Origin of the sequence: Pantoea leporis (assembly GCF_028048155.1) — a bacterium.
Classification (GTDB): domain Bacteria; phylum Pseudomonadota; class Gammaproteobacteria; order Enterobacterales; family Enterobacteriaceae; genus Pantoea; species Pantoea leporis.
Window position 1 is genome coordinate 96,863 of record NZ_JALMEU010000002.1, and the last position, 24,194, is coordinate 121,056.

At 56.3% G+C, this 24,194-nt stretch carries 11 protein-coding genes and 1 pseudogene; 5 read left to right on the plus strand and 7 right to left on the minus strand.

Going from position 1 to position 24,194, the window contains the following annotated elements:
• Positions 1–434 precede the first annotated feature (434 nt).
• Positions 435–992 carry a lipid IV(A) palmitoyltransferase PagP gene (gene pagP, locus MWH02_RS07730; protein ID WP_439652366.1) on the plus strand — a complete coding sequence of 186 codons (558 nt, stop codon included), beginning with the start codon at positions 435–437 and terminating at the stop codon, positions 990–992.
• Positions 982–2,499 carry an alpha/beta hydrolase gene (locus MWH02_RS07735; protein WP_271460241.1) on the plus strand — a complete coding sequence of 506 codons (1,518 nt, stop codon included), beginning with the start codon at positions 982–984 and terminating at the stop codon, positions 2,497–2,499. Before pagP ends, MWH02_RS07735 begins: the two co-directional genes overlap by 11 nt.
• On the opposite strand, the gene MWH02_RS07740 is transcribed toward MWH02_RS07735, so the two are convergent.
• Genes MWH02_RS07740 through MWH02_RS07750 form a run of 3 tightly spaced genes read right to left on the minus strand, consistent with a single transcriptional unit; the run spans position 2,486 to position 7,505 of the window.
• The gene (locus MWH02_RS07740; RefSeq protein ID WP_271460242.1) at positions 2,486–3,451 is read right to left on the minus strand and encodes an acyltransferase; all 966 of its coding nucleotides are present in this window, start codon (positions 3,449–3,451) and stop codon (positions 2,486–2,488) included. The two genes, MWH02_RS07735 and MWH02_RS07740, sit on opposite strands and share 14 nt — an antisense overlap.
• A complete protein-coding gene (locus MWH02_RS07745) occupies positions 3,448–6,510 on the minus strand; it encodes an efflux RND transporter permease subunit (RefSeq protein ID WP_271460243.1) in 3,063 nt (1,020 codons plus the stop codon). The genes MWH02_RS07740 and MWH02_RS07745 overlap by 4 nt, the downstream gene beginning before the upstream one ends.
• On the minus strand, positions 6,510–7,505 hold the full coding sequence (locus MWH02_RS07750) for an efflux RND transporter periplasmic adaptor subunit (protein WP_304623337.1): 996 nt from the start codon (positions 7,503–7,505) through the stop codon (positions 6,510–6,512). The genes MWH02_RS07745 and MWH02_RS07750 overlap by 1 nt, the downstream gene beginning before the upstream one ends.
• A gap of 851 nt (positions 7,506–8,356) precedes the next feature.
• On the opposite strand from MWH02_RS07750, the gene MWH02_RS07755 reads away from it, so the two are divergent.
• Both MWH02_RS07755 and MWH02_RS07760 read left to right on the plus strand, forming a co-directional pair.
• Positions 8,357–11,044 (plus strand): cation-transporting P-type ATPase, encoded by a 2,688-nt coding sequence (locus tag MWH02_RS07755; RefSeq protein ID WP_271460245.1) that lies wholly within the window; start codon positions 8,357–8,359, stop codon positions 11,042–11,044.
• A 125-nt stretch (positions 11,045–11,169) separates the two neighbouring features.
• Positions 11,170–12,210 carry an AI-2E family transporter gene (locus MWH02_RS07760; RefSeq protein ID WP_271460246.1) on the plus strand — a complete coding sequence of 347 codons (1,041 nt, stop codon included), beginning with the start codon at positions 11,170–11,172 and terminating at the stop codon, positions 12,208–12,210.
• A gap of 329 nt (positions 12,211–12,539) precedes the next feature.
• Here the strand turns inward: MWH02_RS07760 and MWH02_RS07765 are convergent, their stop codons facing one another.
• Both MWH02_RS07765 and MWH02_RS07770 read right to left on the minus strand, forming a co-directional pair.
• Positions 12,540–15,584: an efflux RND transporter permease subunit gene (locus tag MWH02_RS07765; protein WP_271460247.1), complete on the minus strand. Its 3,045-nt coding sequence runs from the start codon at positions 15,582–15,584 to the stop codon at positions 12,540–12,542.
• Positions 15,584–16,672: pseudogene (locus tag MWH02_RS07770) on the minus strand (efflux RND transporter periplasmic adaptor subunit). The gene MWH02_RS07765 and the pseudogene MWH02_RS07770 overlap by 1 nt, the downstream one beginning before the upstream one ends.
• 506 nt (positions 16,673–17,178) lie before the next feature.
• On the opposite strand from MWH02_RS07770, the gene MWH02_RS07775 reads away from it, so the two are divergent.
• A complete protein-coding gene (locus MWH02_RS07775; protein ID WP_271460248.1) occupies positions 17,179–19,878 on the plus strand; it encodes a cation-transporting P-type ATPase in 2,700 nt (899 codons plus the stop codon).
• A 36-nt stretch (positions 19,879–19,914) separates the two neighbouring features.
• Here the strand turns inward: MWH02_RS07775 and MWH02_RS07780 are convergent, their stop codons facing one another.
• Together MWH02_RS07780 and MWH02_RS07785 are read right to left on the minus strand one after the other, a co-directional pair.
• Positions 19,915–22,980: an efflux RND transporter permease subunit gene (locus tag MWH02_RS07780; RefSeq protein ID WP_271460249.1), complete on the minus strand. Its 3,066-nt coding sequence runs from the start codon at positions 22,978–22,980 to the stop codon at positions 19,915–19,917.
• Complete coding sequence (locus MWH02_RS07785) at positions 22,977–24,122, minus strand: efflux RND transporter periplasmic adaptor subunit (RefSeq protein WP_271460250.1); 1,146 nt, start codon at positions 24,120–24,122, stop codon at positions 22,977–22,979. The genes MWH02_RS07780 and MWH02_RS07785 overlap by 4 nt, the downstream gene beginning before the upstream one ends.
• Between the last annotated feature and the right edge of the window lie 72 nt (positions 24,123–24,194).

A 24,194-nucleotide genomic window follows, 5' to 3' on the forward strand; every position in this document is an offset into this window, starting at 1 on the left:
GATGAGCCACTTGTAGCGGCGAAAATTGGCCTGAAGTGAAAGATTTACTTATTGGGCACTTAGGAGGAGGCTCTCGAAGAAGGGTATCTAGGGATAACACTTGAACTGAGGACTGCTTTACTAAAACTGCTTTCATAAGGTCTGTGTTCCAAACCGATGACGCATTAAGACATAGAGATAATAATTTAGCAACGAATATGTTTATTTATTTTAACCATTTAAAGACCTGGATGGCTGAACGGCCGGTCACGCTTCATCCTTGGCTGCGCTTTGCCGCGCCGATTATCACAAGGTGGTTTGTTATCTGCGTGGTGATGCTACTTATAGCAATAACAAGCAACTATAATCTCACCGGTTAAGTGGCTTGATCTGCTTGGTGAGCACATCAGCTTTTCCACTCCTTTTCGCGGCGGTGAATTTCAGAGGCATACATGATGCGTACTCTTCAGGCGGCCTGGTTGCTTACTCTGGCCCTGTTTGTCTGTCCCGCCTCGGCGGCCAACACGATCAGCGATGGCTGGGAATGGCTCAAGCAGGACGTTTCACAAACCTGGCAGGAACCGCAGTATTACGATCTCTATCTGCCTTTCATCAGCTGGCATGCCCGTTTTGCTTACGATAAAGATAAAACCGATAACTACAATGAAACGCCTTGGGGGGGCGGGTTGGGCGTCTCGCGCATCAATGAAGACGGTAACTGGAGCGCGCTCTACGCGATGGCGTTTAAAGATTCCCATAACGAATGGCAGCCGATCATTGGTTATGGCTGGGAGAAAGGCTGGTATCTGGATCAATCGCACGATTTTCGTCTTGGTCTCGGGCTAACCGCCGGCATTACCGCGCGCGATGACTTCGCCAATTACGTGCCGCTGCCTATCGTGCTGCCGCTGTTCTCCGCTGGTTATAAACGCCTCAACGTGCAGTTCACCTATATTCCCGGCACTTACAATAACGGTAACGTGCTGTTTGCCTGGGTTCGCTATGCCTTCTGATTCCGTCAACGCGTTGCATAAAGATCGCATCAGCAAAGTGCTCAAGCGCGTAGCGTTAGGCTTGCTGGTTTTGCTGGTGATGTTCCTGGTGATCCGTGGTTATCAATCCGAACAGGGACCGCCGCTGCATCGCTGGCATACGTGGTCGGCGGATGAAATGTCGGTGGATGAGATTGATCGCGCCAGCTTCGCGGATTATCTGACGCGTGAAGCAGCGATTTTCCACGACATGAAGCTCAACGTGACCGACCAGCTCAGTGACGATGAGAAAACGGCGCTCAACCGCTTTAACGCGCAAAGCCCGGTTTATCCGGCGCGATTCGACACCGACTGGAATCGCTCTTATATCCTTGAGCCGGAAGGAAAAGCGAAAGGTGCGGTGGTGCTGCTGCATGGATTAACCGATTCGCCGTACAGCATGCGCTATCTGGCGCAGGCGTATCAGCAGAAGGGTTTTGTGGTGGTAGTGCCGCGGCTGCCGGGACACGGCACGGCGCCCGGTTCACTCACCAGGGTTGACTGGCAAATGTGGATGGCGGCAACCCGCTTAGCGGTGCGCGAAGCGACACGCCTGGCGGGCAGCAACGTACCTTTGCATCTGGTTGGATACTCGAACGGCGGCGCGCTGGCGGTGAAATACAGCCTCGATACGTTGCAAAATAACGCGCTGCGCAAGCCGCAACAGCTGGTATTGCTGTCGCCGATGATTGGCGTCACCGCCTATGCGCGGTTTGCTGGCTTAGCCGGCTGGCCCGCCATCATCCCCGGCTTCGCCAAAGCGGCGTGGCTGAGCATCATCCCCGAATACAATCCTTTCAAGTACAACTCGTTCCCGGTGCGCGCGGCGCGGCAATCGTGGCTGCTGACTCAGGCGATGCAGGATCAGCTGCTGCATGTGATTCGCGGCGGCAGCATGCCGGCGTTTCCGCCGGTGCTGACCTTCCAGTCAGTGCTGGATTCCACCGTCAGCACCCGCGCGGTGGTCAATGGGTTCTATCGCTATCTGCCGGATAACGGCAGTGAACTGGTGATGTTCGACGTCAACCAGGCGGCGAACTTGCGCGCGCTGTTCAGGCCCGCGCTCTATTCAGCGGTCAATAATTTGTTGCCGCCTGCGCCGCGCCGCTATGCCTCAACGGTCATCACCAACGCGTCATCGACCACCTATCAAACCGTGGCGCGCATTACAGCGGCGGATCAAACGCAAGAGATCGTGCGTTCGATGCATGAAGCGTGGCCGCAGGATACCTATTCGTTATCGCACATTGCCGTGCCGTTCCCGCTCAGCGACTCGCTGTATGGCCGCGAGCCAACGGAAAAGAATCGTTATGGCATTAGCTTTGGCACCATCTCGCTGCGCGGTGAAACCGCCAGCCTGATCGTTGGGCTGGATACGCTGATGCGCAACACCTCCAATCCGTTTTTCGATTACATGATGTTGCAAATCAAGGGGCGCATTGACTGCAGCAGTCAGAGCAATCTGCCGGCCTGCATCAAAGGGTTATGACTTTTTTCAGCCAGCCGCTGGCGAGGATCACTCTGGAGAGCAGCACCGAAGCGGCAAAGGTCACGGCAATCAGCGTCAGCTTAGTCGCCAGCGAGGTGATGGGAATCAGCGCGGTGAGCAGATGGAAAACCGAGTAGTGAAGAATATAGACGCCGGTCATAGTTTTGCTGATGGTCGCCAGAATGGTCTCTTTAACCGCCACATTGCGGCGAAAGCGCACCTGACTGGCGGCAATCACCAGCACCACCACCAGCAGATAAATCTGCGAGCCGGTGAGAATAAAGGCGTTGCGATCGGCTTCAAATAGCGCGAAGAAGAAGTGCTGCTCATAAAACCAGGTAAACAGATAGATAAAGGGCAGGGCGATCACCGCGCCGCGCGCCACGTTTTTGCGCTCCATCCAGTCATTAATCAGCGGATCGCACAACAGCTGGCCGGTTAAGTAAAACAGCAGCCAGGTCCAGAGCCGATACTGCGGTTCAAGCCGGAATAGCGGGTCGTCCGGATGCAGCACCGCCAGCAAATCGTAGCCATATGAGAACGCCAGCAACGCAAACACCAGCGCAACGAACGCGCGTCGATGCTGGCTAATCCAGATCATCAGCGGGTGAAAGCTGTAGATGATAATGAACGAGAAGATGAACCACGGCTGGATCAGATAGCCGCGCTGATACGGTTCCCACAGGTAATAGACCGTCATCCAGAATAGAAACACGATCACCAGATTGCGAATCTTGCCTATCTGCCAGTTAACATCCTGGTCGGAACGGGCATCCATAATCCCGGCGACGACAAAAAACAGCGGCGTGGCGATGGTGGAGATAAAGGTCAGAAACGCCAGAATCCAGTGATAATCGTAATCGTAGCGATCCCAGGTGTTGTACACGGTGAAAAACGTCACCGCCGTCATACATCCCAGCGTTTTAATCACGTTGAGGCCGGTAACATTCATGATGCGCTAGCCACCGATTGGCGATGGAAGCAGGCGTAAATCACCGGCAGCACCAGCAGCGTTAGCACCGTGGCAAAGCCCAAACCAAACATGATCACCACCGCCATGCTCTGGAAGAACACATCGCGCAATAGCGGCGCCAGCCCGAGCACGGTGGTAAAGGCGGTCAGCAGAATAGGGCGCAGACGCGAGGTGGCGGCGTAAATGATCGCGTCAGCCTGCGGCTTTACTAGCTTCTGCTGTTCAATCTCTTCGACCAGCACGATGCCATTTCGAATCAACATACCGCTCAGACTCAGCAGGCCGATTAACGCCATAAAGCCAAACGGAATTCCGGTGATCAAAAAGCCCGGCGTCACGCCAATCAGCGCCAGCGGCACCGTCAGCCAAATGGCGACGGCGTTTTTCAGCGAGCTAAACATCAGCACGGTGATCACGAACATCACCAGATAACCCAGCGGCAGCGAGGTAAACACGCCTTGCTGCGCTTCACTGGAGCTCTCCGCATCGCCGCCCCATTCAATGCTGTAGCCGTGCGGCAGCGAGATTTGCTCAATCTGCGGCTTCACGCGCGCCACAATATCGCCGGACGTATCGTTGCTGAGCGGATTCGGGTCGGCCTGCACGGTGAGTACGCGGCTGCGATCGCGGCGCAGAATCAGCGGGTCTTCCCATTGCAGCGTAAAACCGCTCACTACGTTGCTGAGCGGAATGTACTGCTGCTGGCTCTGGCTCCACACCAGCACGTTATTGAGATGATTGGCGTCCTGCCGCTCGCTGACCGGTGGCCGCACGATAACCGGCAGCAGGTCAGCGCCTTCACGATACAGCCCAACGCGGCTGCCGGTGAAATTCATCTCCAGCGCGTTATCCACCTCCTGCTTATCGACGCCAAGCTCGCGACCCAGCGCCAGATTAAACTGCGGGCGAATAACTTTGCTGCGGTTTTGCCAGTCGTTGCGCACGCTGTCGGTGGCGGGATCGGCGGTGAGGATGTCGCCGACCTGGCTGGCGATCAGGCGCATTGTGTCAGGATCGGGGCCTTTGATACGCACCTCAATTGCGCTACCGCCCGAAGGACCAAACATCACGCGTTTGGTGCTGGCATTAACCTGCGGATACTGGCGAGCAATATAGGCATCGATACGGTGTGACAGCGCGGCGATGTTACGCTGATCGTCCATGCGCACCATGATTTGCGCATAATTGCTGTACTGACGCTGCCCGTTGTAAGTGAGGATAAAGCGCATGCTGCCCTGGCCAATGGTGGTGACGGTAGACACCACGCCTTGCTGCCCGGTAATCGATTTTTCAACGTCGCTGGCCATCTGCTCGGTGGCGTTGATATCGGTGCCGTACGGCAGCCAGAGATCGACAAAGAAGATCGGCGTATTGGCTGAAGGGAAGAAGTTTTGTCGTACCGATCCAAAGCCCCAAATCGCCAGCGCCAGCAGCAGCGCCATCAGCGAAAGCGTGAGGGTTTTTTGCCTGAGCAACACCAGCAACATGCGCTGATAAAGGCGATAAAAACCGCCGTCATAAGGTGAAACTTCAGCCGCAGCTTTAGTAGGTTCCTGTGTTTTAAACAGCCACCATTTGATCAGCACCGGCGTGATGGTAAGCGCCGAGAACCAGCTCAGCAGCAGGGAAATCAGCAATACCTGAAACAGCGATTTGCAGTACTCGCCGGTGGAATCCTGCGAAAGACCAATCGGCGCAAACGCCAGAATGGCGATTATCGTCGCGCCCAGCAGCGGGAAGGCGGTGCGGCGAATCACAAAGTTGATGGTGTTCATCAGCGGCGAGTTTTGCTGACGCGCGATTAACACACCTTCGACAATCACAATCGCATTATCCACCAGCATGCTCAGCGCAATAATCAGCGCGCCCAGCGAAATGCGCTGCAACTCAATGCCGCACAGATACATGATCAGCAGCGTGCCCAGCACATTGAGCGCCAGCGACAACGCGATGATAATGCCGCTGCGCACCCCCATAAAGATCAGCAGCACGCCGACGACAATCGCCAGCGCCATCAGGAAGTTGGTAATAAAGCCATTCACCGAGTGCGCCACTTCGGCGGCCTGATCGTAAAACACGTTGATCTGAATGCCCGCCGGTTTTTCTGCCGACATCTGCTGCAGTTTGGCCTCCAGCGCGCGCCCGACATCAATGACATTCACGCCGGGAACAAACGAAATTCCCATGGTGACCGCCGGACGTCCGCTGGCGTGGTAAATGCTGGAGGGCGATTCACTCAGCCCGCGCGACAGCGAGGCGATATCGCGCAATCGGGTGGTGGCGTGATCGCCAGGCGGGCTGACCAGCAAGTCGCCCAACTCCTCGATGTTCTGAAACTCGCCGGTTGGATGCAGACGGATCGATTCCGTGCCGGCTTTGATGTCGCCCGCATTGGAGACCACGTTGAGTCGACTTAGCACGCTGGCGAGTTGCGGCAGCGTAATGCCGCGCGCGGCCATCATCGTTAAGGAGACATCGATATTAATCTGCTGCGGGATCACGCCGCCCAGCGCCACCTTGCCCACGCCCGGCACCAGCACCAGTTCACGCCGTAGCTGCTCCGCGTATTGCACCAGTTCCGGGTTGCTGAAGTTGTCGCCAGAAATGGCGAAGAAGAAACCAAACACATCGCCAAAATCATCGTTAACGAACGGCGCTGCTACGCCGGGAGGAAAGAAACGCGCCGCGTCGCCGACTCTGCGCCGCAGTTCGTCCCAGATTTGCGGCAACGCGTTGGAGTGATAACGCGAGTCAATGTTGACGGTAATCTGCGACAGGCCGTTGGAAGAGATGGAGCTGACATTGTCCAGATAGGGCAACTGCTGCAGCGCATTTTCCAGTGGCAAGGTGACTTCCTCTTCCACCTGCTGCGCGGACGCGCCGGGATAGTGGGTGACAACCACCGCGGTCTTAATGGTAAAAGCCGGATCTTCGAGACGGCCAATATTGAGCAGAGCAAAAATGCCGCCGACGCCCAGTAACAGAATCGCCAGCCAGACGCGGACCGGATTGTCGATAAACTGCCGGGAGATATCCATTACAGCCCCCGCTCACGCGTCCAGATGCGTACCGGTTGCTGAGCATGCAGCTCGTTGACGCCAGCAGCGACCACGCGTTCACCGGCATGCAGCCCGGCGGTGATCACCACGCCGCGATCGGTCACTTCGCCCACGCTGACTTTGCGATCTTCTAACGTCAACTGATCGCCGCTGCCTTGCACCACCCAGACATGCGGCTCGTTGCGCTGGCTGTTATCGGGATTGAATACCGCTTCCACCGGCACCACTAACGATTCGCGATTCACGTTGGCGGGTAGATTGGCGAGGTTAATGGTTACCGTGCCACTGACGCCGCCCACCGCCGGGAAATCGGCCGGGCGCGGCATAGTTAAAATGATCTGCCACGTCAGCGAGTTGCTGTTACTGCTGCCGGTGTGCTCTTTGTACTCGGCCTGGAATTCGCGATCCGGCAGCGAGTTGATGCGCACCACCGGGCGATAGGTCAGGTTGCGCATATCCAGCGCGGTAAACAGGTTTTCCGGTACGCTGAAAACCACGTCGAGCAGATCGTTGCGAGTCAAGGTGGCAATGGTTTGTCCGGCGGCAACTACCTGATGATTGCGCACGTTAACCACGGCGGCCACGCCGCTGAACGGCGCGGTTAGCGTCATCTGGCTTAACTCCTCACGGGCAATTTGCAGCGCGGCATTGGCCGCATCGCGGTTGGCGCGCTGCACGTCCATGTCTGCCTGCGAAATCGCCTGGCGGCCGGAGAGCGTCTGGAAGCGGGTAAATTGCCGCTGGGCGAGGGTGGCGGCGGTCTGGCGCTCATTAACGCGCTGCTGCGCTTCCCGCGCCGTAAGTCTGGCGATGAGCTGGCCCTGCTCGATGCGGTTGCCCTGGCGAATATCCAGCGATTCAATCTGTCCTGCACGTTTGAACGACAAATCGGTGGAGTCGCCGGATTCAATGCGCGCCGGGAAGATACGTTGCTGAGATTCGCCGGACGCCACAACTTTAACGACTTTCACCATGCGTGGCGGTGGCGTAACTTCCTGTGTTTTTTGATCGCAACCCGTTGTTAAAAATATAACAATGGCAGTCAGCGTAATATAACGAGTCACTGTTTTATCCTCAGCAACAACGAATCCATTGTTGGCAATAATGTGAGTGGATAATTTAATTACCAAGCATAGAGACAACCGCGTAGGTGAATAGTCCTACGGCGGAGCAGGTAACGATCGCAATGACAACATAAAGACTCAGACGGAGCAGGCTATAACCATACATCGTTGCCTCCATTAACCATGACCACAGAAAAACTGCGCCATCGTCTTGAAAGGTGAGAAGTATTAACAGGATGTTTTTGTTATCGATGAGCATAGACGCAGATGTCAAAAAAAGTAAAGCCTGATAGCTTGTAATATTTTTGGTGAAATTAACCAGATTTAAATCTAATAAAACTGATTTTCATGGATATTTAATCCGCAATATCGATATAAAATATCAGATTAAAGTAACCTGAATATTGGCTTTAAATTACCCAGCCTTATGAATTATCACACTATATTTTTATTATTATCCGCGATCGGATAAGTCTGGTGAGATAAATGGTTTCCGCCTCGCGACTTTTATTGAGAAATGAATGCGTTGAATATCCCTGTGCTACGTTTATAGCGTTCATTTTACAAAAAACTTTCAATTTCGTATAGAAAATAGGGCTGCTCCATTGCCGCTGAGCAGCCATTAACGACATATTTTTCAATCTGAAACGGACCGCTTCTTCCACCGGATAAGTCAGGTCTGATCTTTTCGTTCAATGGCGACTTGTTAAATACGGGATATCACCGCCTTGATTTCCGAAACAGGATTTGAGGAGAAAGCGATGAATACTGCTAAACCGGAAAGTACCTATTATCAACTTTCTGTCGATGAAACGCTGGCCAGTACGCAAAGTTCCACCGAGGGAATCAGTAGTGCTGAAGCGGCGGCGCGCCTAACACAGTACGGGGACAATGCCCTGCCACAGAAACCCGGCAAGCCGGTTTGGCTGCGTTTTCTCGCTCACTTCAACGATGTGCTGATCTACGTTTTGCTTGCCGCTGCGCTGCTAACTGCCGTCATGGGACACTGGGTTGATACGCTGGTGATTCTCGGCGTGGCGGTGGTGAATGCCCTGATTGGCCACATTCAGGAGAGCAATGCGGAAAAATCCCTGCAAAGTATCCGCAATATGCTCTCCAGCGAAACGGTGGTGATCCGTGCGGGTAATCACGAGACACTGCCCACCACCGCGTTGGTGCCAGGTGATGTGGTGGTGATCCGCGCTGGCGACCGGATCCCGGCGGATCTGCGCGTCATTGAGGCGCATAACCTGCGCGTTGAAGAAGCGATTCTGACGGGCGAATCCACCGTGGTCGAGAAGGGCACTGACGCGCTCATCGGCGAGCTGCCGCTGGGCGATCGTACCAATCTGCTGTTCTCCGGCACCACCGTCAGTTCGGGCGGCGGCAAAGGGCTGGTGGTCGCTACCGGTGGCGCCACGGAACTTGGGCACATCAACCAGATGATGTCCGATATCGAAAAGCACCGCACGCCGCTGCTGGTGCAGATGGATAAACTCGGTAAAGCCATTTTCCTGATCATCCTGGCGATGATGGCCGCGCTGTTTGTCTTTAGTTTGCTGTTCCGCGATATGCCGGTTTCAGAGCTGATGCTGTCTCTGATTAGCCTTGCGGTGGCATCGGTTCCCGAAGGATTACCGGCGATTATCTCGATCATTCTGTCGCTTGGCGTGCAAACCATGGCGAAGCAGCAGGCGATCATCCGCAAGCTGCCTACCGTGGAAACGCTGGGCGCGATGACAGTGATCTGCTCAGATAAAACCGGCACGCTGACCATGAATGAAATGACGGTGAAAGCGATTATCACCGCCGATCAGATTTACCGCGTTGATGGCGTGAGCTATGAACCGGTGGGCGCCATCCATAAAGCCGATGACGCTGTGCCGGTGAAAGTGGCGCAAGGCTCGATCCTCGAGCGCTATCTGCGCACCATCGATCTGTGTAACGACAGCCAGCTGATTAAAGACGAAAACGGACTGTGGAAAATCACCGGCGGCCCGACGGAAGGCGCACTTAAAGTGCTAGCCGCCAAAGGACATCTGCCTTCAGTCACCACCGAACTGCGCAATAAAATCCCCTTTGATTCGCAATACAAATACATGTCGACGCACTATCTGATTGGCGATGAAGAGTGCGTGCTGCTGACCGGCGCGCCGGACGTACTGTTCAGACATTGTCAGCAGCAGCAAACAGAAGTCGGATTGCAGCCGATCGATCTGCCGTGGTGGGAAGCCAAAATTGAGGAGTATGCGCGCGAAGGATTACGTATGGTGGCGGCGGCCTGGAAACCGGCCACACCAGGACAAACTGAGCTGACGCATCAGGATCTGCATCAGGGCATGATTTTGCTCGGCATCGCCGGGATGATGGATCCACCGCGACCGGAAGCCATAACCGCGATTAGCGACTGCCTGCAAGCCGGCATTCGCGTGAAAATGATCACCGGCGACCATCCGCAAACTGCGATGAGTATCGGGCAGATGCTGGGAATCGGTAACGCCAGCACCGCCATCACCGGACGCGAGCTGGAAGTGATGGATGACCAGCAATTGAGTGAGGCGGCGCAGGCGTACGACATCTTTGCCCGTACCAGCCCGGAAGATAAATTCCGTCTGGTGCAGGCGCTGCAAAGCAAAAAAGAGGTGGTCGGGATGACCGGCGATGGCGTTAACGATGCGCCCGCGCTGAAGCAGGCGGATGTCGGCATCGCCATGGGGATTAAAGGCACTGAAGTGACTAAAGAAGCCGCCGATATGGTACTGACGGACGATAACTTCGCCACTATCGCCAGCGCTGTGCGCGAAGGGCGCCGTGTCTATGACAACCTGAAAAAGACCATTTTGTTCATCATGCCGACCAACCTGGCGCAGGGCTTGCTGATCATCATTGCCTTGCTGGCCGGTAACCTCATTCCGCTGACCCCGGTGCTGATTCTGTGGATGAACATGGCGACTTCCGCCACGCTCTCCTTCGGCCTGGCGTTTGAAGCGGGTGAGCAAAATATCATGCGTCGTCCGCCGCGCGATCCCAAGCTGCATGTGATGGATGGTTTCGCCATCTGGCGCGTGATTTTTGTCGGTTCGATGATCGCCATCAGCGCTTTTGTACTGGAAGCCTGGCTGCAACCGCGCGGCTATTCACCGGAGTTTATTCGTACCGTGTTATTACAAACGCTGGTAACGGCGCAGTGGTTTTATATGCTGAACTGTCGTGTTTCCGACGGCTTCTCATTGAGCAAAGGTTTGCTGATGAATAAAGGCATCTGGATCGTCAGCGGCGTGCTGTTAGTTCTGCAATTGCTGATTATCTACGCGCCCTTTATGCAGCTGCTGTTTGGTACCACCGCGCTACCGTTACGTTACTGGATTATTACCTTGATCATTGGCTTCGTGATGTTTTTAATTGTCGAAATCGAAAAGCCATTAACGCGGAGATTCAGAATCAATTAATAGCGCGTGACATTCAGGCCGTTTCTCTTACGGCCTGAATGTTTTTCGTCACTTGACCTCAAACAAGGCCCAGCGCACAGGTTTTTCTCTATAATACATTTTGTATAGGATGAAGGATCTTAATAATGGGACTGAACGAGTTTCCTTTATGGTCAAGGCTTTTGCGCGTACTGATAATTCTCGCCACGTTGACCATAATTCTTACCGGTATCTATCTGGCATCGGCATTAATTAATCAGGTAATGCTGTCACTGTTTCTGGCGATTATGCTCGATCCGTTAATCAGTCGGCTCGAAAGAAAACGCGTGCCGCGTCTGCTGTCATCGCTGCTGGTGATTGTGCTGCTGTTATTGGTGATTGTGTTCACCATCATCAAACTCACCGTATTAACCCCCGATTTAATCCAGCTGAGCCGTCAGGCACCGCAGCTACTGGCCGAACGCTTCGAGCCGGTGACGCAGACGTTTAGTCATTTGGGCCTGGTTTTAACGCCCAACCACATGCTGGCGTTTGTTGATGCGGGTGCGGTGGTGCGCTTTGTCACGGGTTTTCTCACGCAAATACCCAGCATTCTTTCCTGGTGGCTGATGGTATTTCTGATGCTGTTTTTCATGCTGTATGAAATGAGAAATTTAAAAATCTTGCTACGCAAACAGGCCGAAGGGAAATATCAGCGCTATTATGTGGCGCTTGAAGAGGGTGTGCAAAGCGTTATTGTTTATGCTCAGGTTAAAACCCTGACCAGTATTGTCGGCGGCATTATTGTCTGGGCGGGTGCTCATCTTCTTGGCCTGAAGTTCGCCTTTTTCTGGGGTGTGTTGATGTTTGTCTTCAACTATATTCCAGTTCTGGGTTCATTTATGGCGGCCATTCCGCCAGTGCTGCAAAGTTATATGCTGTACGATATTCAAACTGCATTGGTGGTCGCACTGTTCTTCGTGGCGTTGAATTTAATTCTGAGTTCAGTCATTGAGCCGTTGTTATTGGGCAAAAGATTGAATATGGCACTTACCACACAGCTGCTGGCGTTTCTTATCTGGCAATCTCTGTTGGGCATCATCGGTGCAATTCTGGCAATTCCGCTGACGTTTATGTTGAAAAAGATATTACTGGCGAGCGCTGGGAACGAAAAGCAGGGAGAACATTTTCCAAAAAGGTCGCCATAAATGCCGTTATGCTTGTTTTTTTCAATGGCGAATACGCTGGCCGGGGCCGCCTTTGGTCCGGCGGTCCTCGCGCCGCTTACGCGGTACCTTCATTTCGCTCGTCAGCCTGACGGACCGGCGGAGACGGGACTTCCTTGTCCCGACTCCGCCTTTCGCCCGCGTCCTGCGGGCTCTCCTGGCTTCCTCGCTACATTCAGCGCTGCGGATTGCCTGCCCAAAAGCGGCCCCGGCCTGCTTCTTAGCTTCCATGCGTGGTTTTGAAAACGGCTCAATTTCCAGATGCGTCAGTGCCCACACGGATAATACGGACTCAAGGCAAAATTTCACGCTCAAGACTTTCTACCCCGATAAAAGGTTTGATACAGCACCGGCAACACCAGCAGCGTTAGCACCGTGGCGAATCCCAAACCGAAAATGATCACCACCGCCATGCTCTGGAAAAACACATCGCGCAGCAGCGGTAGCAGGCCGAGCACGGTGGTGAAGGCGGTGAGCAGAATCGGGCGCAGACGCGACGTTGCGGCGTCGAGAATCGCTTGCTGTAACGGCTGATGCCGCGCCAGTTGGTGCGTTTCCTCAACCAGCACGATACCGTTACGAATTAACATGCCTGACAAACTCAGCAAACCAATCAACGCCATAAAGCCAAACGGAATGCCGGTGAGCAGGAAGCCGCAGGTGACGCCAATCAGCGCCAGCGGCACGGTAATCCAGATCGCCAGCGCATCGCGCAGCGAGTTAAACATCAGCACGGTAATCACAAACATCGCGAGAAAACCTAACGGCAGCGAGCCAAGCAGGCCGCTTTGGGCATCGCGTGAACTCTCCAACTCGCCACCCCATTCCAGATGATAGCCGGCGGGCAACTTCAGCTGATCGATGGCCGGCTGCACGCGCGCCACAATCTCTGCGGCGGTGCGGCCGCTGGCGGGATCGGGATCGGTCTGCACCGTCAAGACGCGCATGCGGTCACGACGCATAATCAGCGGATCTTCCCATTCCAGCTGGAAATCGTTCACCAGATTGGCCAGCGGCACATAGCGCTGCTGCGCCTGACTCCACACCTGAATATTGCCAAGATGGTCGATATTCTGCCGCTCCAGCTCGGAGGTCTGCAGCATGATCGGCATCAACCGCGAGCCTTCGCGCAGCAAGCCGACGCTATCACCGCTGAAGTTGATACGCAGCGCGCGGTCGATCTCGCGCTTGTCCACGCCCAGCTCCTGACCGCGCAGCGGTGAATACTGCGGACGAATCACTTTACTGCGCGCCTGCCAGTCATGACGCGGCGGAAACGCGCTGCCCTCGGCGAGGAAAATGTCGTCAATCTGGCTGGCAATCTGCCGCAGCGTAATGGGATCGGGGCCGGTAATCCGCAGCGCAATGGCGCTGTCGCTGGCACTACCGAAATTGATGCGTTTGATGCGCTCCGTCACCTGTGGGAAGTGCTCGCCGATGTGCTGCTCGGTGTGCTGCGCCAGCATTTCCAGCTGCCTGGCGTCCTGCACGCGCACCATGATCTGCGCATAATTGCTGTACTGACGCGTCGCATCGTAGGTCAGTGTAAAGCGCATCGCGCCCTGACCAATGGTGGTCACGGTACTGCTGACGCCCGGCTGCTGGTTGATCCAGCCTTCAACCTCGCGCGCGGTTTGTGCGGTGTAATGGATGTCGGTGCTATACGGCAGCCACAGATCGGTGAAGAAAATCGGCGTATTGGAGGCGGGGAAGAAGTTCTGCTTCACGTAGCCGAAGCCATAGACCGAGGCGGCCAGGCACGCGGCCATCAGCACTAAAGTAGTGATGCGGAAGCGCAGCAGCGTGGTGAGCACGCGGCGATACAGGCGAAACACCACGCCCTGATACGGCTGCGCGGTCTCTTTGCTGATTGCCTGGCGACCATCCACCCACTGCACGAACACCGGCGTCAGCGTCAGCGCGGTAATCCAGCTGAGCAGCAGAGAAATCAGCAGCACCTGGAACAACGATTTACAGTATTCGCCGGTGGAATCCTGCGATAAACCAATTGGCGCGAACGCGATGATGGCGATCACCGTGGCGCCGAGCAGCGGCAGCGCGCTGCGTTTCACCATCTGCATCATCGCCTGTCGCAACGGCTTGCCGCGCTGGCGATCGACCTTGATGCCTTCCACCACCACGATGGCGTTATCCACCAGCATGCTGAGAGAGATAATCAGCGCACCCAGCGACACGCGCTGTAGCTCAAGCTTAAACAGATACATGATCAGCAGCGTGCCCAGCACATTAAGCGCCAGCGAGGCGGCGATCACCATACCGCTGCGGACGCCCATAAACAGCAGCAGCGTGCCCACCACAATCGCCAGCGCAATCAGGAAGTTATTGATGAAACCATCCACCGACTGCTTCACTTCCTGCGCCTGGTTATAAAACACGTTCAGATGGATGCCGAGCGGTTTGGCCTGCTGATGCTGCTGAATTTTGGCGCTTAACGCATCGCCGACATCAATCACGTTGACGCCAGGCGCAAAGGAGACGCCCATCGCCAGCGCGGCGTTGCCGTTGGCGTGATAGAGATTGCCCGGCCGTTCGGTAACGCCATGGCTGAGCGTGGCGATATCGCGCAGCAACACTTGCTGGCTGCTGCCGGGCGCAGAGATTGGCAGCGCACCGATCTCATCCAGTGACTGAAACTCGCCGGTCGGATGGAAACGAATCGCTTCATTGCCGAGGCGAATCTGGCCCGCATCGGAGACGGCATTGACGCTGTTGAGCAAAGCGGCCACGCGCTGTGGCGTCACGCCCAGCGCCGCCATCTTCTGGCTGGAGAGCGTGATATTCACCTGCTCCTGCTCAATACCGGCAATCGCCACTTTTGCCACGCCAGGTACCAAATTCAGCTCACGCCGCAATTGATCGGCGTAGGTGCGCAGCTCGCTGTTGGTGAAGTTCTCGCCGGAAAGGGTAAAGAAGTAGCCGTAGACATCGCCAAAGTCGTCATTTACCAGCGGCGCGCTGACGCCGGGTGGAAACTGGCGCGTGGCATCGTCAACGCGGCGACGCAATTCATCCCACACCTGCGGCAAGTCGTCGGCGCGATAGTGGCTGTGAATCGTAACGGTGATCTGCGACAAACCGTTGCTGGAGATCGAACTGACGTTGTCGAGCGACGGCAAGCGCTGCAAGGCGTTCTCCAGCGGCAGCGTGACTTCCTCTTCCACCTGCTGCGCCGACGCGCCGGGATAGTGCGTCACAATCACCGCCGATTTAATGGTGAAAAGCGGATCTTCCAGACGGCCAATGTTGAGCAGCGCAAAAATGCCGCCCACGCCCAGCAGCAGGATCACCAGCCAACTGCGAATCGGGTATTTGAGAAACGGTTCCAGCAGGCGCATCACAGACCTCGCTCGCGTGTCCACAGGCGCACCGCCTGACCATCACGCAGATTGCTGACGCCCGCGACCACAATGCGATCGCCCACTCGCAGGCCGGAGAGAATTTCGATGCCCTGCGCATTGAGTTTTCCCACCACCACCGGCTGCTGCTGAACGTTAAGCACATCACCTTCACCGCTGATCAGCCACACGTAAGGCTGATTCGGCAGGCTGTGATCCGGGTTAAACACCGCGTTGGCCGGCACGCGCAGCAGCGGCGTGCCGTCGGAAGTGGGCAGGTTATGCATCTGCACTTTCACCGTGCCGCTCAGTCCGCTGACCTGCGGTAAATCCGTTGGACGCGGCATCGTCAGCACCACTTGCCAGGTTAGCGTGGCGGCATCAGCTGCTGCACGATGCTCTTTATATGCCGCGCGAAACGTGCGGCCCGGCAGCGCATTCAGACTGATCTCTGGCTGATAACTCACGTTTTGCACGTCAAGACTGGTGAACAGGTTTTCCGGCACGCTAAAAATCACATCCAGCACATCGTTGCGGCTGATCACCGCCACCGTTTGTCCCGCGGTGACCACCTGATGATTTTGTGAGGCCACGCTGGTGACGATGCCGTCAAACGGTGCGCGCAAGGTGTGATAATCCAGCTCCTATTTGGCGATGTTGAGCGCCACGGCGGCGGAGTCGCGATTGGCCTTTTGCACATCCATATCTGCCTGCGAAACCGCACTGCGCGTGGCCAGCGCACTGAAGCGCTGATACTGACGATCCGCCAGCTGGAATCTGTTCTGCTGATCGTTGACGCGCAGCTGCGCATCGGTATCGATCAGTCGGCCAATCACCTCGCCAGCCTTCACATGGCTGCCTTCACGCACCTGCAACTGCGCCAGCCGCCCGGTACGCTTAAACGCCAATTCGGTGTAATCGCCCGCCGTAATACGCGCTGGAAATACCCTGACTTTCTCTGTGGTATTTTCCGTCAGCGTTAGCGCTTTAATTACGCGAGGTGCGCTGAGTTCATCACCGCTTTTATTGTCACAACCGATCAAAACCAAACAAATTACAAGTGCGCCCAGCACTGGCCAATTATTCATGCCCCTGCCTCAATAAGAAAGAAAGGGCGGAAATATGCCATTGCCTGAAAGAGGGAATAATGACCCTCCGCAAAATAAGGGTCATTAGGTGGAAACAATTATGTGCGTTTAAGGTTGGTTTAATTTAGCGATGTCTGGAGAAATCAATTATGCCACCATGCGCGAAACCACATGATAAGAGAGTAAGCCGATGGCGGTAGCTGATGATACCGCAATGATAATAAAGGAAATGATCATCGGTATTGTCAGGTTGTGTAATTTATTCATAATAATTCCCCCTATGATTAATACATTTCGAGATGAAACTAAAATTAATATGTGTCATGTGCCTTTCTATTTGCGTTTAAATAATAACATTACGCAATCAGTGCTATCACTATTAGCATCACACTTCTGAATCGGTAAAAACATGACCACGGTCAGTATGCTTCGGGAAAATATAATTAAAATGTGGTTTTTATTTTCGCACGCTTTTTTATTTTCAATTCACTGTCACGGGGTTAATTATGACCGTTATTCCTATTCAGCCAAAACGTCCGGAAGCATCCGCGCGTCCCTATTATCAGCAGGATAACGCCGCCGTATTTAAAGCCATCAACAGCTCACCCGCGGGGTTGAGCAGCACCGACGCACAGCAACGACTGGATGCCAACGGGCCGAACGTGCTGCCGCAAAAGGCGGAAAAATCACTGCTGATGCGTTTTCTGGCGCATTTCAAAGATGTACTGATCTACATCCTGCTGGCTGCGGCGGTAATCACCGCGGTGATGGGCCATTGGGTGGATACCTTTGTGATTCTCGGCGTGGCGGTGATCAACGCCCTGATCGGCTTCATTCAGGAAAGCAACGCCGAAAAGTCGCTGAAAAGCATCCAGAACATGATGTCGAGCGATGCCATGGTGCTGCGCGACGGCCAGCAGATCACCGTCGCTACGCAGCATCTGGTGGTCGGCGACGTGGTGATGCTGCGCCCAGGCGATAAGATCCCGGCGGATTTGCGGCTGTTCGAGGTACATAACTTGCGCGTCGAAGAGGCGATTCTGACCGGCGAATCCACGGTGGTATCAAAGAACACCGTGGCACTTGAGGGTGAAAAAGGGCTCGGCGATCGCCTGAATCTGGCCTATTCCGGCACCACCGTCAGTTCAGGTACCGCGCTGGGCGTGGTGATCGCCACCGGCGGCGACACCGAGCTGGGCCACATCAATGCGATGATCTCCGCGATTGAAGAGGCGAAAACCCCGCTGCTGGTGCAGATCGACAAACTCGGAAAAGCCATCTTCGGCATCATCATGTTGATGATGGCGGCGCTGTTTGTGTTTGGTTATCTGCTGCGCGACATCGCGGTGACGGAGCTGCTGCTGTCGGTGATCAGCCTCGCGGTAGCGGCGGTGCCGGAAGGTTTACCGGCGATTATTTCGATCATTCTGTCGCTTGGCGTGCAGTCGATGGCACGCAATCACGCCATCATTCGCAAGCTGCCGACGGTCGAAACGCTCGGTGCCATGACGGTGATCTGCTCGGATAAAACCGGCACGCTGACCATGAACGAGATGACGGTGAAAGCGGTGGTGCTGGCGAACAGCCAGTGGCGCATCAGCGGCAACAGCTATGAACCCAAAGGCGAATTCACCCTTGAAGCGGGCCAGCAGAGCGATGCGCTGATGCAGGGCTTCCTGCAGGTGGTGGATATCTGTAACGAAAGCCAGCTGCGTCAGGATGCCCACGGCAACTGGGGCATTGTGGGTGGCCCAACCGAAGGTGCGCTGAAAGTGCTGGCCGCCAAGGCGGGCATTCACAGTGACAAGGTGCAGATTCTGAGCAAGCTGCCGTTTGACTCGGCCTACAAATACATGGCGGTGAGCTGCCTGATTGATGGCAAACCGTGCCTGCTGATGACCGGTGCGCCCGATGTGTTGCTGTCGCTGTGTCAACAGCAGCAGGGTGCTACCGATGCGGAAGTGATTGATCGCGAGTATTGGGAAGCGGCGATCACCACCTACGCAAGCGAAGGGTTGCGCACGGTTGCCGCCGCGTGGCGCTGGCTGCCGGAAGCGCAGCACCACATCGATCATGAGGATTTACGCAACGGCATGAAGATGCTGGGCCTGGCGTGCATGATGGATCCGCCGCGTCCGGAAGCCATCACCGCGATTCGCGACTGCCAGCAGGCAGGGATTCGCGTGAAGATGATCACCGGCGATCACCCGGAAACCGCGATGGCGATTGGCCAGATGCTGGGCATTGGTAACAGCGATTCTGCCATCACCGGTTACCAGCTAGAGCATATGGACGATGCCGAGTTGGGCGTGGCGGCGCGTGAATACGACATTTTTGCCCGTACCAGCCCCGAGCATAAGCTGCGTCTGGTGAAAGCGCTGGAGAGCAGCGGTGAAATTGTCGGCATGACCGGTGATGGCGTCAATGATGCGCCCGCGCTGAAGCAGGCCAACGTTGGTATCGCGATGGGCATCAAAGGCACCGAAGTGACCAAAGAGGCGGCGGATATGATCCTCGCCGACGACAACTTCGCCACCATCGCAGCTGCAGTGAAAGAGGGCCGACGCGTCTACGATAACCTGAAGAAAACCATTCTGTTTATCATGCCGACCAACCTCGCGCAGGGATTGCTGATCATCATTGCGATTCTGATGGGCAACCTGCTGCCGCTGACGCCGGTACAGATTCTGTGGATGAACATGGCGACCTCGGCAACGCTGTCGTTTGCTCTGGCATTTGAACCGGCAGAGCGCAACATCATGCGCCGCCCGCCGCGTAACGCACGCAGCCCGGTGATGGACGCTTACGCCATCTGGCGCGTGATCTTCGTCGGCCTGCTGATTTCGATTAGCGCCTTTGTGCTGGAAGCCTGGCTCCAGCCGCGCGGCTACACGCCGGAGTTCATCCGCACCGTGCTGCTGCAGATGCTGGTCACCGCGCAGTGGGTTTACATGCTGAACTGCCGTAACAGCAACGGATTCTCGCTGGATGCCGGTTTGCTGAAAAACCGTGGCATCTGGCTGGTCACCGTGGTGCTTATCGCGCTGCAGGCGATGATTATCTATGTTCCCTTGATGAATACGCTGTTTGGCACCGCGCCATTGCCGTTCAAATACTGGCTAATTTCGCTGGCGGTGAGCGCCGGGATCTTTGTGCTGGTGGAGATAGAGAAGCGCCTGACACGCGGCTGGCGCCTGGCACGTTAACGTAACTTGGCTGGCGCCATGCCAGCCAAACCTTTTTCATTCAGCGGAAGACGCTGATTCACGCTGCATCACCAGACTGAGCGCAGCGGGCAATACCGTCAGCGTCATCAGCGTTCCCACCAGTAATCCACCAATGATGGCGTAGGCCATCGGCCCCCAAAACACCTGATGCGAGATGGGAATCATGCCTAAAATCGCGGCGCAGGCGGTGAGAAGAATCGGGCGGGCACGATGCTCAGCCGCTTGGCTTACTGCATCATTGCGCGACATGCCAGCACGCAGATTGCTATCGGCTTCCATGATCAGGATCACCGCGTTGCGGATGATCATGCCAGCCAGCGCAATCATACCGAGCAGGGCGACAAATCCCATCGGCGTGCCGCTGGGCAGCATTGCCAGAACAATGCCAGGCAGTCCAAAAGGCGCCATCGCCAATGCCAGCAACATGCGCGATACGCGTTGCAGCTGCACCATCAGCAGTATCAGCATGACAAACAACGTCACCGGCAAAACGGCAAACACTGAGCCGTTACCTTTATCCGATTCGGCAACCGTGCCCTCTTCATCAAGGGTGTAACCCGGCGCTAATCCGGCACGCAGCTGCTGGACATCTGCGCTGAGCTGCGCGGATGTGGTCTCCGCTTGCATGTCCGCCGCTACATCAGTTTGTACCACCACATAGGGAAAACCCTGGCGACGCCACATCACCGGATCTTGCAATCCCCACTGCAGTGTCGCAACCTGGCCGATGGCAATCTTCGCGCCTGACGCGGTGGTCAGTTTCAACGCAGCAAGGCTGGTTAAATCCAGCCGGTCAGCATCGTTGGCGCGCAACAGCACATCAACCAGCCGGTTATGATCTCTCACGGTAGTCACGCTTTGACCGGACCACACGCGGTTCAGCAGCTGCGCGATATCCTGTGAAGAGACGCCAGCCGCGCGGGCTGCGGTTTGGTTCACCGCAAAGGTGATGACGCGTTCCGGCTCGCCTGCGGTCAGGTTTACGCTGCGCGTCGCGTGGGATTGCCCGAGGATGCTGGCCAGCTTTTCCGCATACTGTTTCACCCGCTCGTAGTGCGGCCCGCTGATGCGATAGCGGATCGGCCAGCCAACCGGCGGACCCAGTTCCAGCGGCGATACGCGCGTCACCACATCGCTGAAATCGCGTGCCAGCAGGCGATCGAGTTCAGCTTTCAACCGATCCCTCGCCGCCAGATTTTTGGCTACCACGACCAGCTGGGCGATGTTTTCATCATCGTTCAGCACGTCCATCGGCAGATAAAAACGCACGGCGCCGCTGCCGCTATAGGAGGAGAAATGGTCGATATTGGTGTTGCCGCTGAGTTTCGCTTCGAGCTGTTCTACCACGCTTAAGGTGCGCGCCTGCGAAGCGTTCGCCGGCAGCGTGAGGCTGACCAGCAGCTCCGGGCGATCGGATGCCGGGAAAAACTCGCCCTGCAGGTGGCTCATGCCCCAGATGGCGAGCAGCAGCGATGCGCCCGCCAGGCCGAGCGTCAAGCCTCGATGGCGTAACACCTGTGAAACCAGACGGCGATAGAGGCGCAGCAACCAACCGGGCTCAGCGTGCGGTTTACCTGGCCTTGATGCCAGGATCCAGCTGCCGGTCAGCGGAGAGAACAGCACCGCAACGACCCAGGAACTGAGCAGCGAAATCAGCACCACCACAAACAGCGAGTAGCAATACTCCCCCGCGCCGGACGCGGCGAAGCCGACGGGAATGAAACCGGCAATCATCACCAGCGTGCCGGTGAGCATCGGAAATGCGGTGGTTTCAAAGGCTACGGTAGCGGCGCGCCAGCGGGAATCACCGGCTTCGAGTCGGGCGACCATGGTCTCCACGGCGATCATCGCGTCATCCACCAACAACCCCAGCGCGATGATCAGCGCGCCAAGTGAAATGCGTTGCAGCCCAATGCCCGCCAGCATCATGCCGGTAAAGGTCATCGCCAGCACCAGAGGAATCGCCGCCGCCACAACTAAACCGGCACGCAGCCCGAGCGAGACGAAAGAGACGGCCAGCACGATAAAGATGGCTTCACCGAGCACCCGCACAAATCCGCTGACCGCGTCGTTGACCACCCGCGACTGATCCGCCACTTTCGTTACCTCAATTCCGTGCGGCAGTTGGCTGGCAATCCGCGACATTTTGTCCGATAACGCGTGGCCAAAATCCAGCATATTGCCGGTCGGCGCCATGGAGATCGCCAGCCCAATCGCTGGCTTACCGTTGACGCGATAGAGCGGCGTTGGCGGTTCCGCCGCCACACGCGTCAGCGTGACGATATCGGTCAGGGGAATGTAGCGATCGTTGATGTGCAGCGTCACGGCGCGCAGGCTTTGTTCCGAGTTGAAGGCACCGCTGACGCGCAGCGCGATGTTATCGCTGTTGGTGCGAATGACGCCTGTGGGTGACAAGGCATTCTGCGCCTGCAAGGCAGCGGTGACCTGTTGCAGGCTCAGGCCCATTCCCGCGAGCTTGCGCGGAGAGAAGCTCGCCACAATCTGCTGCTCCTGCACGCCGAGCAACGTAATTTTGCCGACATCCGGTACGCTCATCAGCCGATCGCGAATCGACTCAACGCGATCGCGCAGTTCACGTGTGCTGAATCCTTCAGCAGTAAAACCGTAAATCGTGCCAAAAGTATCGTCAAAATCATCATTGACCGCCGGTGCCGCAACGCCCGCAGGCAGCGCGGAGCTGACATCCTGCATTTTCTTGCGTACCTGATACCAGATGTCCTGCACTTTGCCGGGCGGCGTGCTGTCGCGCAGATTGACAAAGATAACGGTTTTACCGGGATGCGTTTCGCTCTGCACGTAATCCAGATAGGGCACTTCCTGCAGCTTTTTCTCCAGCGGTTCAGTCAGCAGTTGCACCGTATCGTCGAGATCGGCACCGGGCCATTGCGCGGAGACCACGGCGGTTTTGATGGTAAAGGCGGGATCTTCGTTGCGCGGCAGCGCCTGATAGCTGAGCACGCCAGCGCTAAGGATCATCAGCATCAGAAAAGCCATCAGCTGTTGATGAGCCAGCGCCCAGGCGGAAAGGTTGAATTTATCGCGAGCGGAAGGTTCACTCATGGCTGCTCATCTCCCCGCGCAACCGCTTCGCCATCGCGCAGTGTGCTGACGCCTGCCGTGACCACGCTTTCGCCTGCCGTGAGACCACTGGCGATATAGACTTCGCTGGCGGTGAAGCGGGAAATCACCACCGTGCGGCGTGTGACCTTGCCGCGCTGCGTATCCAGCACAAACACCGCCGGTTTGTCCGCCAGGCGCGTCAGCACGGATGCAGGAAGGATAAAGGTGCGGGGATCGCTCTCCGGTAGTGCCACGCTGACGCTGGCGCCCAACAGCATCGCTGGCGGTGGATCGTCTAGAGTTAATCGAACCCGCCAGGTCCGCGTTTGCGGGTCGGCCTGCGGGCTGATATCGCGCAGATGCGCCTGCGCGGCGATCGCCGGTGAAGAGAGCAGAGTTACGCGAAAGGCATCGCTGGGGAGCGAGGAAAATGCTGCCGGGAAAGGCACATCCAGAACCACATCCCGCCCCGCACCGCTTGCCAGTGACATCACCGTTTGACCGGTGCTCACGGCCTGTCCGGCAGAGGCGCTGACGGCGGTGATCACGCCGCTATAAGGAGCCGTCAGCTGCGTCCAGCGTAGATTTTCCTGCGCGCTGTTGAGTGCGGCTTCGCTGCTTTGCAGGTGCGCCGCAGCGGATTGCCAATCGGATTGCGCGCTGTCGAGCTGCGCCCGTGCAATCGCACCGGAAGGCATCAACTGTTTCATACGATGTAGATTCAGCGCCGCAACGCGTTCAGCTGCCCGCGCGCTGTCGGTGTCCGCCATCGCGCTGCGTAACGCATTGGCGGTAGTGCTGCTCTCTAACGTTGCCAGCACCTGACCGGCGTCAACACGATCGCCCACTTCGGCAGGGCGCGTCAGAATCCGCCCATCCAGCCTGAAACCCAATGATGTTTCGTCGTGGGCATGAATATCGCCGGTCATCTGCACCTGTTGCCCTTGCAGGGCGGGCTTCACGGTGATGAATTTTACCGGTCGGGGAGGCGCGGGTGGTAAGGGATCGCGTGGCCCGCAGGCAGTCAGCGACAAGGCGATGACCACCATGCAGGGCAACAATGGCAGTAACGTTATCAGGCGTTGTGCATCGATAAGATGGTCGGCGGCCTGTTTGACCAGGCCGGTGAAAGAGTCAGTCATGGCGCCACTCCGTACAAGGATTTGGCGCCATTAAAACAGCGAACTGTCGAGATTCGTTGTACGGCGAGTCAA

Bases quoted from the DNA above. Each gene is read 5' to 3' on its own strand.
- pagP (WP_439652366.1), top strand. From the start codon at position 435: ATGCGTACTCTTCAGGCGGCCTGGTTGCTTACTCTGGCCCTGTTTGTC.
- MWH02_RS07735 (WP_271460241.1), top strand. From the start codon at position 982: ATGCCTTCTGATTCCGTCAACGCGTTGCATAAAGATCGCATCAGCAAA.
- MWH02_RS07740 (WP_271460242.1), bottom strand. From the start codon at position 3,451: ATGAATGTTACCGGCCTCAACGTGATTAAAACGCTGGGATGTATGACG.
- MWH02_RS07745 (WP_271460243.1), bottom strand. From the start codon at position 6,510: ATGGATATCTCCCGGCAGTTTATCGACAATCCGGTCCGCGTCTGGCTG.
- MWH02_RS07750 (WP_304623337.1), bottom strand. From the start codon at position 7,505: ATGGTGAAAGTCGTTAAAGTTGTGGCGTCCGGCGAATCTCAGCAACGT.
- MWH02_RS07755 (WP_271460245.1), top strand. From the start codon at position 8,357: ATGAATACTGCTAAACCGGAAAGTACCTATTATCAACTTTCTGTCGAT.
- MWH02_RS07760 (WP_271460246.1), top strand. From the start codon at position 11,170: ATGGGACTGAACGAGTTTCCTTTATGGTCAAGGCTTTTGCGCGTACTG.
- MWH02_RS07765 (WP_271460247.1), bottom strand. From the start codon at position 15,584: ATGCGCCTGCTGGAACCGTTTCTCAAATACCCGATTCGCAGTTGGCTG.
- MWH02_RS07775 (WP_271460248.1), top strand. From the start codon at position 17,179: ATGACCGTTATTCCTATTCAGCCAAAACGTCCGGAAGCATCCGCGCGT.
- MWH02_RS07780 (WP_271460249.1), bottom strand. From the start codon at position 22,980: ATGAGTGAACCTTCCGCTCGCGATAAATTCAACCTTTCCGCCTGGGCG.
- MWH02_RS07785 (WP_271460250.1), bottom strand. From the start codon at position 24,122: ATGACTGACTCTTTCACCGGCCTGGTCAAACAGGCCGCCGACCATCTT.